A 13,599-nucleotide genomic window follows, 5' to 3' on the forward strand; every position below is an offset into this window, starting at 1 on the left:
GGGTGCCCAAGCCTAGCGAGGATTGCCGCTGCGAAACAGCTTAGAGCCACAGGACTGACAGGCCTGGGCATCCTGACCGCGCTGCCAGCTCACCGGCGTGCCGCACAGCGCACAACACAGCGCCTGACGCCGCTTGAGCAGCGGCTTGGCCTTGGCCGCCGGACGGGCGCCGGCGGCCTTGCCGACCCGCAGCGGCTGACGCTGGATCAGCGCCAGCTCCTCGGCGGCGGCATGCCAGCCGCGCAGCCAGTGCAGGTCGCGATTGAGGTAGGCGCGGATCAGTTCCAGCTCGGCAGGGCTCAGGCCGTCCAGCTCCAGCTCGCGCAGCGGCTCGGCGTGCAGACGGCTGGCGGTCTCGGCTTCTTCGAGCGCCAGGGCGAGGCGTTGCAATAGCCGCTCGTACAGGCCGCCGCCCCGCTCCACTTGCCGCAGTTCACCCATCCAACACCTCGCGAGGCCCGACACCCGCGGCCCATAAGCAAAGCTTAGCGAAGGCCCCGCAAGCAGCCGGACGCCGCGACAAACGGCGCGCGCCGAACAATCTGGGTTTCCCTCGGCAGACGGCGCTCATGTATGCTACGGCGTTTTCCGCAAGCCCCCTTTGCCAGCGCCAGAGCCATGCACGAACAGTACTCGCCCCGTGAAATCGAAGCCGCCGCGCAGTCCCACTGGGACGCGCAGAAATCCTTTGTCGTGAGCGAACAGCCGGGCAAGGACACCTTCTACTGCCTGTCGATGTTCCCCTACCCGAGCGGCAAGCTGCACATGGGCCACGTGCGCAACTACACCATCGGCGACGTGATCGCGCGCTACCAGCGCATGCAGGGCAAGAACGTGCTGCAGCCGATGGGCTGGGACGCCTTCGGCATGCCGGCGGAGAACGCGGCGATGAAGAACCAGGTGGCGCCGGCGAAGTGGACCTACGAGAACATCGCCTACATGAAGTCCCAGCTCAAATCGCTGGGCCTGGCCATCGACTGGACCCGCGAAGTCACCACCTGCAAGCCGGACTACTACCGCTGGGAGCAGTGGCTGTTCACCCGCCTGTTCGAGAAGGGCGTGATCTACCGCAAGAACGGCACCGTCAACTGGGACCCGGTGGACCAGACCGTGCTGGCCAACGAGCAGGTCATCGACGGCCGCGGCTGGCGCTCGGGCGCGCTGATCGAGAAGCGCGAAATCCCGATGTACTACTTCAAGATCACCGCCTACGCCGAAGAGCTGCTGAGCAGCCTGGACGAGCTGGATGGCTGGCCCGAGCAGGTCAAGACCATGCAACGCAACTGGATCGGCAAGAGCTTCGGTGCCGACATCCAGTTCGACTACGACGTCGCCAGCGTGGGTACCTCCGGCCAACTGAAGGTCTATTCCACTCGCCCCGACACCCTGATGGGCGCCACCTACGTCGCCGTGGCCGCCGAGCATCCGCTGGCCCAGCGCGCCGCCGAAGGCAATGCGCAGATCGCCGCCTTTATCGCCGAATGCAAGGCAGGGTCGGTTGCGGAAGCCGATATGGCCACCATGGAGAAGAAAGGCCTGGCCACCGGCCAGTTCGTCATCCATCCGTTGACCGGCGACAAGCTGCCGGTGTTCGTCGCCAACTACGTGCTCTGGGGCTACGGCGAAGGCGCCGTGATGGCGGTGCCGGCGCATGACGAGCGCGACTTCGAGTTCGCCAATAAATACAACCTGCCGATTAAACAGGTTTACCAGCACAAGCGCGTTTATACCGAAGAGCTTCGTAAGGACTTCCCGCGAGAGACTTACGAGTACGAGTATTTCGACGACAAAGAGTGGAAGGAATGGTACGGAGCTAAAGACTCCGGACTGACAGTAAACTCTGGCGCTTATGATGAAAAAACATTCGAAGAAGCCTTCGACGCCATAGTCGCCGACCTCGAAGCGACCGGCCACGGCGCACGCAAGACCCAGTTCCGCCTGCGCGACTGGGGCATCAGCCGCCAGCGCTACTGGGGCTGCCCGATCCCGATCATCCACTGCGACGCCTGCGGCGACGTACCGGTGCCGGAAGACCAACTGCCGGTGGTGCTGCCCGAGGACGTGGTGCCGGACGGCGCCGGCTCTCCGCTGGCCAAGATGCCCGAGTTCTACCAGTGCAGCTGCCCGAAATGTGGCGCGCCGGCCAAGCGCGAAACCGACACCATGGACACCTTCGTGGAAAGCTCCTGGTACTACGCCCGCTACGCCTCGCCGAGCTACACCCAGGGCATGGTCGACCCGGCCGCGGCCAACCACTGGCTGCCGGTCGATCAGTACATCGGCGGCATCGAGCACGCCATCCTGCACCTCTTGTACGCGCGCTTCTTCCACAAGCTGATGCGCGACGAGGGCCTGGTATCGTCCAACGAGCCATTCAAGAACCTGCTGACCCAGGGCATGGTGGTCGCCGAGACCTACTACCGCACCCTGGAAAACGGCGGCAAGGACTGGTTCAACCCGGCCGACGTCGAAGTCGAGCGCGACGCCAAGGCCAAGGTCATCGGTGCGCGCCTCAAGTCCGACGGCCTGCCGGTGGAAATCGGCGGCACCGAGAAGATGTCCAAGTCGAAGAACAACGGCGTCGACCCGCAGGCCATGATCGACCAGTACGGCGCCGATACCTGCCGCCTGTTTATGATGTTCGCCTCGCCGCCCGACATGAGCTGCGAATGGTCGGACGCCGGCATCGAAGGCGCCAACCGCTTCCTGCGCCGCGTCTGGCGCCTGGCCCACAGCCACGTCAGCGCCGGCCTGCCGGGCATAGCAGATGTCGCCAGCCTGAGCGACGAGCAGAAGGCCGTGCGCCGCGCCATCCACCTGGCGATCAAGCAGGCCAGCAACGATATCGGCCAGCACCACAAGTTCAACACCGCCGTCGCCCAGGTGATGACCCTGATGAACGTGCTGGAAAAAGCCGCCACGGCGAGCGAACAGGATCGCGCGCTGCTGCACGAAGGCCTGCAGACCGTCGTCCTGCTGCTGGCACCGATCACCCCGCATATCAGCCACGAGCTGTGGCAGCGCCTGGGCCACGCCGATGCGGTGATCGACGCGCAGTGGCCGCAGGTCGATGAGTCCGCCCTGGTGCAGGACAGCCTGACCCTGGTGGTGCAGGTCAACGGCAAGCTGCGCGGCCAGATCGAAGTGCCGGCCTCGGCCTCCCGCGAGGAAGTCGAGGCCGCCGCCCGTGGCAACGACAACGTGCTGCGCTTCACCGAAGGCCTGGCGATTCGCAAGGTCATAGTCGTGCCGGGCAAGCTGGTCAACATAGTCGCCAACTGATTAAGCTCGGCGCCATTGCGGCACGGCGCCGGGAACCGCCAAGGGGATTTGATAATGAAGAAACGGAATCTGCTGATCGTCGGCCTGGCCGCCCTGCTCAGCGCGTGCGGCTTCCAGCTGCGTGGCACCGGCGACGTACAGTTCGCCCTCAAGGAGCTCAACGTCACCGCGCGCAACGCCTACGGCGAAACCGTGCAGCAACTGCGCGACGTACTCGAGAGCAACGACGTCAAGGTCTACGCCGGTGCGCCCTACACCCTGGTGCTGAGCAACGAGAGCGAGAACCGCCGCAGCGCCAGCTACAACAGCGGCGCCCGCACCGCCGAGTACGAGCTGGTCATGGGCCTGGAATACCAGATCCGCGGCGCGCAGAACCTGCTGCTGACCAGCAACCGCGTCGAGGTGCAGAACTACTACCAGCAGGACGACAACAACCTGACCGGTTCGGACCAGGAAGCCGCCCAGCTGCGCAACGAGTTGCGCCGCGAGCTGATCGAGCAACTGGCGCAGAACCTGCAGCAGATCACCCCGGCCCAGCTCGATCAGCTGCAGCAGACCGCCGAGGCGCGCGCCAAGGCCGAGGCCGAAGCGCTGGAAGCCGCGCGCCAGGCCCGCGAGGCCGAGGTCGCCCCGCAGCAGTCGCCGATCGAACTGCCGATCCAGTAAGGCCCCCGGGCCGCCGCCGCGGCCCGACGCCCTCCCGCCTCCGATGACAGCACCGCGATGAAGCTTGCCCCCGCGCAACTCGGCAAACACCTGCAAGGTTCGCTCGCGCCCGTCTACGCGGTCAGCGGCGACGAGCCGCTGCTGTGCCAGGAAGCCGCCGACGCCATCCGCAACGCCTGCCGCCAGCAGGGCTTCGCCGAACGCCAGGTGTTCAACGCCGAAGCCAACTTCGACTGGGGCAACCTGCTGCAGGCCGGCGCCAGCCTGTCGCTGTTCGCCGAAAAGCGCCTGCTGGAACTGCGCCTGCCGTCCGGCAAGCCTGGCGACAAGGGCGCCAGCGCCCTGCTCGAATACCTCGCCCGGCCGCCGGAAGACACCGTGCTGCTGCTGACCCTGCCCAAGCTCGACGGCAGCACGCAGAAATCCAAGTGGGCCAAGGCGCTGATCGACGGCCAGGCGAGCCAGTTCGTGCAGATCTGGCCGGTGGACGCCAACCAGCTGCCGCAATGGATTCGCCAGCGCCTGGCCCAGGCCGGCCTCAGCGCCAGCGCCGATGCGGTGGAGATGATCGCCGCCCGGGTGGAAGGCAACCTGCTGGCCGCCGCCCAGGAAGTGGAAAAACTCAAGCTGCTCGCCGAAGGCAATCAGGTCGACGCCGAGACCGTGCAGGCGGCGGTGGCCGATAGCGCCCGCTTCGACGTCTTCGGCCTGATCGACTGCGCCCTGGCTGGCGATGCCGCGCACGCCCTGCGCATGCTCGAAGGGCTGCGCGGCGAAGGCGTGGAAACCCCGGTGATCCTCTGGGCGCTGGCCCGCGAAATCCGCCTGCTGGCCGGCATCGCCCACCAGCAGAGCCAGGGCATCCCGCTCGACAAAGCCTTCGCCAGCGCCCGCCCGCCGGTGTGGGACAAGCGCCGCCCGCTGGTTTCCAAGGCGCTGCAGCGACACAGCAGCAAACGCTGGGGCCAGTTGCTGCAGCAAGCCCAGCAGATCGATGCACAGATCAAGGGCCAGGCCGCCGGCGATCCGTGGAGCAACCTGGCGCTGCTGACCCTGCAACTGGCCGGCCAGCGCCTGCGCCTGTAATTCCTGCTGGTCTGCTTCCTTGTAGGGTGGGCCGGGCGGCGATCCGCTTCAGCCCACGTCGACCAGCGTTGGTGGGCTAAAGCCCACCCTACGAGCTGCAACTGGCCGGCCAGCGCCTGCGCCTCGACTAGCACCCTGCCTGGACATTTTCCGTACAGCGGCGCATAGTCCGCCCCGCCTGCATCCACGCAGGTCTGCAGAGGAACCCGCATGAGCAAGAAAGCCGCAAAGCGGCCCAACCAGGCCAAATCCACCGTCGCCCAGCCCCTGTTCCGTTCCCGCCAGGAACGACCGCAGAAAGGCAAAGGCAGCTACCGCCGCGAAGCCTCCCAGCACAACTGGGAGGCTCCTTGCTTTATGGGCCGGGAAAATGCGTCGGTGGCCCTGTTCGCGGCGTCGGCATGCTAAGGTAGCCGCCTGCAAAACGCTTCGAGATAGACATGTCGTCCCATTTCCCGCGCCGTACTCTGACCACGGCCCTGCACCTGCTGCCCCTGCTCCTGCTGACCGCCTGCGCCCAGGCACCGGCCGAGAACCTGCCCACCGCGAGCAACGCCAGCGCCATGCTCGCCCCGGTCCTGGCCGAGCCGATCGCACAGCCCGCGCCGAGCTTCGCCGAATGGCGCCAGGCCCTGCGCGACGAAGCGCTGGCCGCCGGCATCGACGCCGCCCTGTTCGATAGCCTATTCGCCGCCATCAGCCCCGACCCGGCCGTGCTCAAGGCCGACAGCAGCCAGCCGGAGTTCACCCGCCCGGTGTGGGAGTACCTCGACGGCGCGGTGTCCGCCAGCCGCATCGGCCGCGGCCGCGTGCTGCTGGCCCAGCACAACGCCGTGCTGCAACGCATCGAGCGGCAGTACGGCGTCGAAGCCCAGGTGCTGGTGGCGATCTGGGGCCTGGAGAGCAACTTCGGCAGCAATATCGGCAGCCACAGCGTGATCCGCTCCCTCGCCACCCTGGCCTTCGAGGGGCGCCGCCAGGGCTTCTGGCGCAGCCAGCTGCTGGCCGCCCTGCAGATCCTGCAGCACGGCGACATCGCCAGCGAGCGCATGATCGGCTCCTGGGCCGGCGCCATGGGCCAGACCCAGTTCATGCCCACCACCTACAACCAGCACGCGGTGGACTTCGACGGCGACGGCAAGCGCGACCTGTGGAATTCCTCGAGCGACGCCCTGGCCTCCGCCGCCCACTACCTGCAGACCTCGGGCTGGCAGCGCGGTCAGCCCTGGGGCTTCGAGGTGCGCCTGCCGGCCGGCTTCGACTACGCCCTGGCCGACCCGGAGCAGCGCCGCAGCCTGGCCGAATGGGCCGAACTCGGCGTCCGCCCGATCGCCCCGACCGGCGCCGCCGCCAGCGCCCGCGCCAACCTGCTGCTACCCGCCGGCCATCGCGGCCCGGCCTTCCTGCTGCTGGACAACTTCCGCAGCATCCTCAAGTACAACAATTCCACCTCCTACGCCCTGGCCATCGGCCTGCTCGCCGACAACCTGCTGCGCCCCACCGAAGTCCAGGGCAATTGGCCGCGCGGCGAACGCCAGCTCGGCCGCAGCGAGCGCATCGAGCTGCAGGAGCTGCTGGCGATGAACGGTTTCGACCCGGGCCCGGCCGACGGCATCATCGGCGCCAATACGCGCAAGGCGATCCGCGCCCTGCAGCTGCAGCTGAACTGGCCGGCCGACGGCTACCCCAACGAGGAACTGCTCAAGCAGTTGCGCGGCCGCTAAGCCGAGATTCGCGCCAGGCGCACACCCCCAGGCGATCCGCGGATCGCCGGTCAGGGTTTGACCAGGGCCATCTGTGGTAGACTGCGCGGCGGCCACAAGCCCCCGCCTACGGAGCCTCTACCGGAGTCCAGATTTCCGATGTCAGACACATCCTCGCCCAAAACCGTTGCCAGCGGCGACAAATTCCGCACCGCTCAGGGCATCACCGCGATCAAGGATGGCCAGAAGCGCCGCGCCTCGGCCGAGCCCCAGGTGTTCGAGCCCAAGCCCAAGTGGCTGCGGGTCAAGGCGCCCGGCGGCAGCCGCTTCGAGGCGGTCAAGCGCAACGTCGGCGAACATCGCCTGAGCACCGTGTGCCAGGAATCGCACTGCCCGAACATGGGCGAGTGCTGGTCCAACGGTACCGCCACCATCATGCTGATGGGCTCGGTATGCACCCGCGCCTGCCGCTTCTGCGCGGTGGACACCGGCAACCCGAACGGCTGGCTGGACCTGGAAGAGCCGCAGAACACCGCCAAGTCGGTGGAGCTGATGGCGCTGCGCTATATCGTGCTCACCTCGGTGGACCGCGACGACCTCGACGACGGCGGCGCCAGCCACTACGCCGCCTGCGTGCGGGCGATCAAGGACAACACCCCGCAGGTGGTGGTGGAAGCCCTGACCCCCGATTTCGACGGCGACCTGTCGGCCATCGAGAAGGTGGTGGACTCCGGCCTCGAGGTCTTCGCGCAGAACGTCGAGACGGTCAAGCGCCTGACCCACGTGGTGCGCGACCCGCGCGCCGGCTACGAGAAGACCCTGGGCGTGCTGGCCCACGCCAAGCGCCACCGCCCGGACGTGCTGACCAAGACCAGCCTGATGCTCGGCCTGGGCGAGAGCGACGAAGAAGTCATCCAGACCATGGACGACCTGCGCGCCATCGGCGTGGACATCCTCACCCTCGGCCAGTACCTGCAGCCGACGCGCAACCACCTGAAGGTGCAGCGCTGGGTCAGCCCGGAAGAGTTCAATCGGTTCCGCGATATCGGCCTGGCGAAAGGCTTCATGGAAGTCGCCGCCGGCCCGCTGGTGCGCTCCAGCTACCGCGCCGACCGGGTGTTCGAGAAGAACAACCTGGGCCTGGCCGCGCCGGTACCGGTGCCCGGCCAGGAAGTCGACGCCAGCCTGATTCCGGCGCTGAATCTGAACTGAGCCGGATCTTCACGACAAACGAAAGGGACGCCAAGGCGTCCCTTTTTCGTTGCAGGCGTAGAGGGATCGCCGCACGACCGTCCCGTAGGGTGCGCCGTGCGCACCGAAGCACCGCGGCGTTGTTGGTGCGCACAGCGCACCCTACGGGTAACCCAACCTGTTACGCAGCGCCTGCTCCAGGCGCTGCGCCACCTCGTCGAGCGCAGGCGGCGCGGCGAGCAGGTCACGCATCTGCACCATCTTCAGCCCCGCGTAGCCACATGGGTTGATGCGCAGGAAAGGCGACATGTCCATATCGACGTTCAGCGCCAGGCCATGGAAGGAGCAGCCACGGCTGACGCGCAGCCCCAGCGAGGCGATCTTGTCACCTGCCACGTATACACCGGGCGCATCCGCCTTGGGCGCAGCCTCGATGCCATAGCTGGCCAACAGCTCCACCAGGCTTTGCTCCATGGCGGTGACCAGTTCACGCACACCAAGGTCAAGGCGACGCAGATCGAGCATCAGATAGGCCACCAGCTGACCGGGGCCGTGATAGGTCACCTGCCCGCCGCGCTCGACCTGAATCACCGGAATATCGCCGGCAGCGAGCACATGCTCGGCCTTGCCAGCCTGGCCCTGAGTGAACACCTTGGGATGCTGCAGCAACCAGATTTCGTCCGGGGTCTGCGCATCGCGCTCACGGGTCAACTCGCGCATGGCCTCCAGCGTAGGCTGGTAGTCGACCAGCCCGAGATGACGGACGACAAGCTCGGGCATGGCTATCACAGCACCATATGCACGCGACCGGTGGCACGCAGGTCGACGTGAATCGCCTGCAATTGCTCGACACCAGTGGCAGTGATCAGCACCTGAACGGAAAGAAAGTTACCGTTGCGACTGTCACGCATCACCAGCGTGGAGGTATCCAGATTCGGCGCGTGGCGCTGGATCACTTCGATCACCAGGTCGGAGAAACCCTCACCAGCGGTGCCGATCACCTTGATCGGGTAACGCTCGCAGGGGAATTCGATTTTTGGCGGTTGAACGTCGCTATCGGTCATGGCATCAGCGGGCTTGTGGCCCGTCCAGAAAGGGCCGCCCCGGGTTGGAGCGGCTGGCTAAATCGGTGAGCCTCTAAAGCACAGACGGAGCAGTCAGGCGAAGAAGCGCGGCTTACAGCATGTAAATGGGCATTGCTGCAGCCTGTTTCAACGCCATGACGACAACGCCGGTCGCTCTCAGAGGCGGCTGTCAGTTGAACAGGCCGAAGAAGAACATCCGAATGCTATCCCACAGACGACGCAGCAAGCCGCCCTCTTCAACCGATTCCAGCGCTACCAGGTCAGTGCTGCGCACCACCTCGTCACCCAATTTGACTTCGACCTTGCCGATCACATCGCCCTGCTGGATCGGTGCGATCAGCTGCGGGTCGAGGGTCATGCTGGCCTGCAGTTTTTCCAGTTGGCCCTTGGGCATGGTCAGGGTCAGGTCTTCGGCCAGGCCGGCCTTGACCTGATGCGCAGTGCCTTTCCAGACGGTGGCCTGAGCCAGCTCGGCGCCTTTCTGATAGAAGGTGCGGCTTTCGAAGAAACGGAAACCATAGGTCAGCAGCTTCTGCACTTCGGCAGCACGGGCCTGTTCACTGACGGTACCGAACACCGCCGCAATCAGACGCTGGCCGTCACGCACGGCGGAAGCCACCAGGCAGTAGCCCGCTTCCTCGGTGTGACCGGTTTTCAGGCCATCGACCGTATTGTCGCGCCACAACAGCAGATTGCGGTTGGGCTGCTTGATGCCGTTCCAGAAGAATTCCTTCTGCTTGTAGATATCGTAGTGGGCCTGATCTTCGTAGATGATCGCGCGGGCCAGTTTGGCCATGTCATGGGCCGAGGAGTAGTGCTCCGGGTCCGGCCAGCCGGTGGAGTTCATGAAGTGCGAATTGCTCATGCCAAGACGCTGGGCATGGGTGTTCATCATGTCGGCGAAGGCATCTTCACTACCGGCGATGTGCTCGGCGATGGCAATACTGGCATCGTTGCCGGACTGAATGATGATGCCGTGCAGCAGGTCATCCACCGAGACTTCCTTGCCCACCTCGATGAACATCTTCGAGCCGCCCTTGCGCCAGGCCTTTTCGCTGACGCGGACCATGTCGCTTTCCTTGATCTGGCCCCGGTTGATCTCCAGAGTCGCGATATAGGCGGTCATCAGCTTGGTCAGGCTGGCCGGCGGCAGACGCTGATCGCCGTTGCTCTCCACCAGGACCTGGCCGCTGGCGGCATCCATCAGGACATAGGAAGTCGCCGCCAATTGCGGGGGCGCGGGGACCACTTGCTGGCTGGACCAGGCGAGCGGAGCGCTCAGCAGGCCCAGGAAAAGGAAGGCACGTTGCGCGAAGCTGGTGATGTTCATCCGTCTCTCGAGATTTCTTGCTTGGGTTTAGCGACCCAGGTGGGTCATCGGACAGCTCGCCGCGAAAGGCGAGCCTCGGATTTAGTCCGGCAAACGCCGGTTAAGTTGCCATCAGTCGGCACGTACCAGCGTGGGCTGCCCCAGATTGGCCAGGCGCACGCTGCTCTGCAGTTGCTCAGCCTCGCCCTGGTTGCTGATCGGCCCCATGCGCACCCGATGCAGAATCTGCTGGTCGCGCACCACTGAGCTGATGAACACCGGCACACTGCTGGTCTGGCTCAGCTTGGACTTGAGCAGCTCCGCAGCGTCCGGATTGGCGAAGGCTCCCACCTGGAGATACAGGCCAGAGGCTCCGAGTGAATCGTTTTTTTTTGCGTCGATCTGCACCGGCACCACCGCAGCGGCGTGCTGCGTCGGCGGCGGCGAATAGTGCTCGACAGGCTGCGACACAGGCTGCGCGACGGGCTGGGCAACGGCAGCCTTGGCCGGCTGATTGTTGGCCAGCACCAGCGGCACCGGACGGCCCTGCTGCGCCCACCACTCATGCGGATCGATACCTTCGACCTTGACCCGTGCGGTACCTTTCTCGGCATAGCCGAGCTTCTTCGCCGCAGCGAAGGACAGGTCGATGATGCGGTCGGAGTAGAACGGCCCACGGTCGTTGACCCGCAGGATCACCACCTTGCCGTTCTCCAGGTTGGTCACCCGCACGTAACTGGGCAGCGGCAGCGTCTTGTGTGCTGCGGTCATGCCGTACAGGTCGTAGGTCTCGCCGTTGGCAGTGGCCTGACCATGAAACTTGGTGCCATACCAGGAAGCCGGACCGACCGCCTGGTAGCGACGGGCGTCCTGAATCGGGTAGTACTGTTTGCCGAACACCACATAGGGGCTGGCCTTGACCGGCCCGTAATGGGGCATGGGGATGGCATCGGGAATCCGCGATACGTCGACGTCCCACCAGGGCGCGCCGTCCTTGTGCGGGCGGTTGAAGTCGCTCGGCCCGGAAATCCCCGCCGGCGCGCTGGGCGTCGCCACGCTTTGCGGTGCCCGCTTCGACGAGCAGCTCGCCAGTGCCAGGGCGGCGGCGACGCAGACGGCCAGCGGCAGCAGTTTGGCGGCGTTCATCGTTGCCCCCGCGCGTCGACCAACAGTTCGGCAAGCTGGTTGACCGCCATGGCGTACATCACGCTGCGGTTGTAGCGGGTAATGGTGTAGAAGTTGGGCAGGCCGAACCAATATTCGTCGCCCTCGGCGCCTTCCAGGCGAAAGGCGGTCACCGGCAGCTCGTCGGCCAGCGCGTCCTCAGCCTGCCAGCCCAGCTCGCGCAGCTCGGCGACCGTCTTCACCGGGTCGAGGCCCTGGGTCAGGCCCTCGTCGATACGCGCGCCGCCGGCCTGGACGCGACTGGCCACCTGGCCACCGGCCTGCCAGCCGTGGCGCTTGAAGTAGCTGGCGACGCTGCCGATGGCATCGGTCGGGTTGTTCCAGATATTGATATGGCCGTCGCCGTCGAAATCCACCGCGTAGGCGCGGAAGCTGCTCGGCATGAACTGCGGCAGGCCCATGGCGCCGGCGTAGGAGCCCTTGAGGCTGATCGGGTCGACCTGCTCCTCGCGAGTCAGCATGAGGAACTCGCGCAGCTCCTTGCGGAAGAAGGGCGCGCGCGGCGGATAGTCGAAGGCCAGGGTAGACAGCGCGTCCATCACCCGCCAGCTGCCGGTGTTGCCACCGTAGAAGGTCTCCACACCGATGATGGCGACGATGAACTGCGCCGGCACGCCGTACTCGGCCTCGGCCTTGTCCAGCGCGGCCTGGTGCTGGCGCCAGAAGTCGACGCCGCGGGCGATGCGCGCATCGGTGATGAAGATCGGCCGGTAGTCCTTCCACGGCTTGACCTTCTCCGCCGGGCGCGAGATGGCGTCGAGAATCGCCTGCTTGCGCTCCACCTCGGCGAACAGGCCGAGCAGCTGCTCGCTGGCGAAGCCGTAGTCGCGGGTCATTTCCTCGACGAACTCGGCCACCTGCGGCGAGCCGTCGTAGTCGGCGGCCAGTGCCTGGGCGGCGGATACCCCCGCCAGGCCGATCCCCAAAAGCGTTCGAGCTGCCCAGCCGCGCAGTAGATGCATTGAATTCATTACCCCAATCAAACCTGTGCGATCCACTTTCTATGGGTGTGGATCGCCATCAAGACCCCAAAACCTGACAGTAGCGTCACCAGATGGGTTCCGCCGTAACTAATGAACGGCAGCGGCACCCCCACCACCGGCAACAGGCCGCTGACCATGCCGATGTTGACGAACACATAGACGAAGAAGGTCATGGTCAGCGCGCCCGCCAGCAGCTTGCCGAACAGCGTCTGCGCCTGGGCGGTGATCACCAGGCCGCGCGCGATCAGCAGCAGGTACAGCAGCAGCAGCAGGCAGACGCCGACCAGGCCGAACTCTTCGGCGAGCACGGCAATGATAAAGTCCGTATGGCTTTCCGGCAAAAAATCCAGGTGCGACTGGGTGCCCAGCAGCCAGCCCTTGCCCAGCACGCCGCCGGAACCGATGGCCGCCTTGGACTGGATGATGTTCCAGCCCGAGCCGAGCGGATCGCTCTCCGGGTTGAGGAAGGTCAGCACGCGGCGCTTCTGGTAGTCATGCATGACGAAGTACCACATGCCCACCGCGATCGGCACCACCGCCGCCACCGCGCCGACGATCCAGCGCCACTGCAGGCCGGCCATGAACACCACGAAGGCGCCCGAGGCGAGGATCAGCAGCGAGGTGCCCAGGTCCGGCTGCTTGAGGATCAGCACGAAGGGCACGCCGATCATCGCCAGGCAGACGAGCACGTGCTTGGGTCGCGGCGGCAGGCTGCGCTTGGCCAGGTACCAGGCGACCGTCATGGGCATGATGATCTTGAGGATTTCCGAGGGCTGGAAGCGGATCACCCCGGGAATGTTGATCCAGCGCGTGGCGCCCATGGCGGTGTGGCCCATCACCTCGACCACCAGCAGCAGGCCGACGCCGCCCAGGTAGGCCAGCGGCACCCAGCGCGCCATGAAGCGCGGATCGAACTGGGCGATCACCAGCATGCCGGTCAGGCCGATGCCGAACGAGGTGGCCTGCTTGAGCAGCAGGTCGAGGTTCTTGCCGCTGGCCGAATAGAGGATGAACAGGCTGCCGGCGCCGAGGATCAGCAACAGCAGCAGCAGCCAGCCGTCGATATGCAGACGCTGCAACAGGCCGGCACGGCGGCGCAGCACGTCCTC

General features: G+C 65.8%; 12 protein-coding genes and 1 pseudogene. 6 read left to right on the forward strand and 7 right to left on the reverse strand.

Annotated elements, in window-relative coordinates; all coding sequences use genetic code 11:
* Positions 1-12: 12 nt before the first annotated feature.
* On the reverse strand, positions 13-441 hold the full coding sequence (locus tag ACIGKL_RS08165; protein ID WP_397486159.1) for a hypothetical protein: 429 nt from the start codon (positions 439-441) through the stop codon (positions 13-15).
* A 177-nt stretch (positions 442-618) separates the two neighbouring features.
* On the opposite strand from ACIGKL_RS08165, the gene leuS reads away from it, so the two are divergent.
* From leuS to lipA, 6 genes and pseudogenes are all read left to right on the forward strand, one after another.
* Positions 619-3,282, forward strand: a complete 2,664-nt coding sequence (leuS, locus tag ACIGKL_RS08170; RefSeq protein ID WP_397486160.1) for a leucine--tRNA ligase — start codon at positions 619-621, stop codon at positions 3,280-3,282.
* A gap of 54 nt (positions 3,283-3,336) precedes the next feature.
* Positions 3,337-3,948 (forward strand): LPS assembly lipoprotein LptE, encoded by a 612-nt coding sequence (lptE, locus tag ACIGKL_RS08175; protein WP_397486161.1) that lies wholly within the window; start codon positions 3,337-3,339, stop codon positions 3,946-3,948.
* A gap of 57 nt (positions 3,949-4,005) precedes the next feature.
* Positions 4,006-5,034, forward strand: a complete 1,029-nt coding sequence (holA, locus tag ACIGKL_RS08180) for a DNA polymerase III subunit delta (RefSeq protein WP_397486162.1) — start codon at positions 4,006-4,008, stop codon at positions 5,032-5,034.
* Positions 5,035-5,244: 210 nt separating this feature from the next.
* Positions 5,245-5,394, forward strand: a pseudogene (gene arfA / locus ACIGKL_RS08185) (alternative ribosome rescue factor ArfA); the annotation flags it as partial.
* 80 nt (positions 5,395-5,474) lie between these two features.
* Positions 5,475-6,758 carry a lytic murein transglycosylase gene (locus ACIGKL_RS08190; protein WP_397486163.1) on the forward strand — a complete coding sequence of 428 codons (1,284 nt, stop codon included), beginning with the start codon at positions 5,475-5,477 and terminating at the stop codon, positions 6,756-6,758.
* A 138-nt stretch (positions 6,759-6,896) separates the two neighbouring features.
* A complete protein-coding gene (lipA, locus tag ACIGKL_RS08195) occupies positions 6,897-7,949 on the forward strand; it encodes a lipoyl synthase (RefSeq protein ID WP_397486164.1) in 1,053 nt (350 codons plus the stop codon).
* 141 nt (positions 7,950-8,090) lie between these two features.
* On the opposite strand, the gene lipB is transcribed toward lipA, so the two are convergent.
* The 6 genes from lipB to rodA form a co-directional block, all read right to left on the reverse strand.
* The gene (gene lipB, locus ACIGKL_RS08200) at positions 8,091-8,708 is read right to left on the reverse strand and encodes a lipoyl(octanoyl) transferase LipB (protein WP_397486165.1); all 618 of its coding nucleotides are present in this window, start codon (positions 8,706-8,708) and stop codon (positions 8,091-8,093) included.
* A gap of 5 nt (positions 8,709-8,713) precedes the next feature.
* Positions 8,714-8,992, reverse strand: a complete 279-nt coding sequence (locus ACIGKL_RS08205; protein ID WP_397486166.1) for a DUF493 domain-containing protein — start codon at positions 8,990-8,992, stop codon at positions 8,714-8,716.
* Between the two features lie 190 nt (positions 8,993-9,182).
* Positions 9,183-10,343: a D-alanyl-D-alanine carboxypeptidase family protein gene (locus ACIGKL_RS08210; RefSeq protein WP_397486167.1), complete on the reverse strand. Its 1,161-nt coding sequence runs from the start codon at positions 10,341-10,343 to the stop codon at positions 9,183-9,185.
* Positions 10,344-10,454: 111 nt separating this feature from the next.
* Entirely contained in the window at positions 10,455-11,468 is a 1,014-nt protein-coding gene (locus ACIGKL_RS08215; RefSeq protein ID WP_397486168.1) for a septal ring lytic transglycosylase RlpA family protein, read from the reverse strand.
* Positions 11,465-12,469: a lytic murein transglycosylase B gene (mltB, locus tag ACIGKL_RS08220; RefSeq protein ID WP_397486269.1), complete on the reverse strand. Its 1,005-nt coding sequence runs from the start codon at positions 12,467-12,469 to the stop codon at positions 11,465-11,467. The genes ACIGKL_RS08215 and mltB overlap by 4 nt, the downstream gene beginning before the upstream one ends.
* 17 nt (positions 12,470-12,486) lie before the next feature.
* A complete protein-coding gene (gene rodA / locus ACIGKL_RS08225; protein ID WP_397486270.1) occupies positions 12,487-13,590 on the reverse strand; it encodes a rod shape-determining protein RodA in 1,104 nt (367 codons plus the stop codon).
* Positions 13,591-13,599: the final 9 nt, after the last annotated feature.

This window comes from Pseudomonas sp. NPDC077186 (assembly GCF_044543505.1).
Classification (GTDB): domain Bacteria; phylum Pseudomonadota; class Gammaproteobacteria; order Pseudomonadales; family Pseudomonadaceae; genus Aquipseudomonas.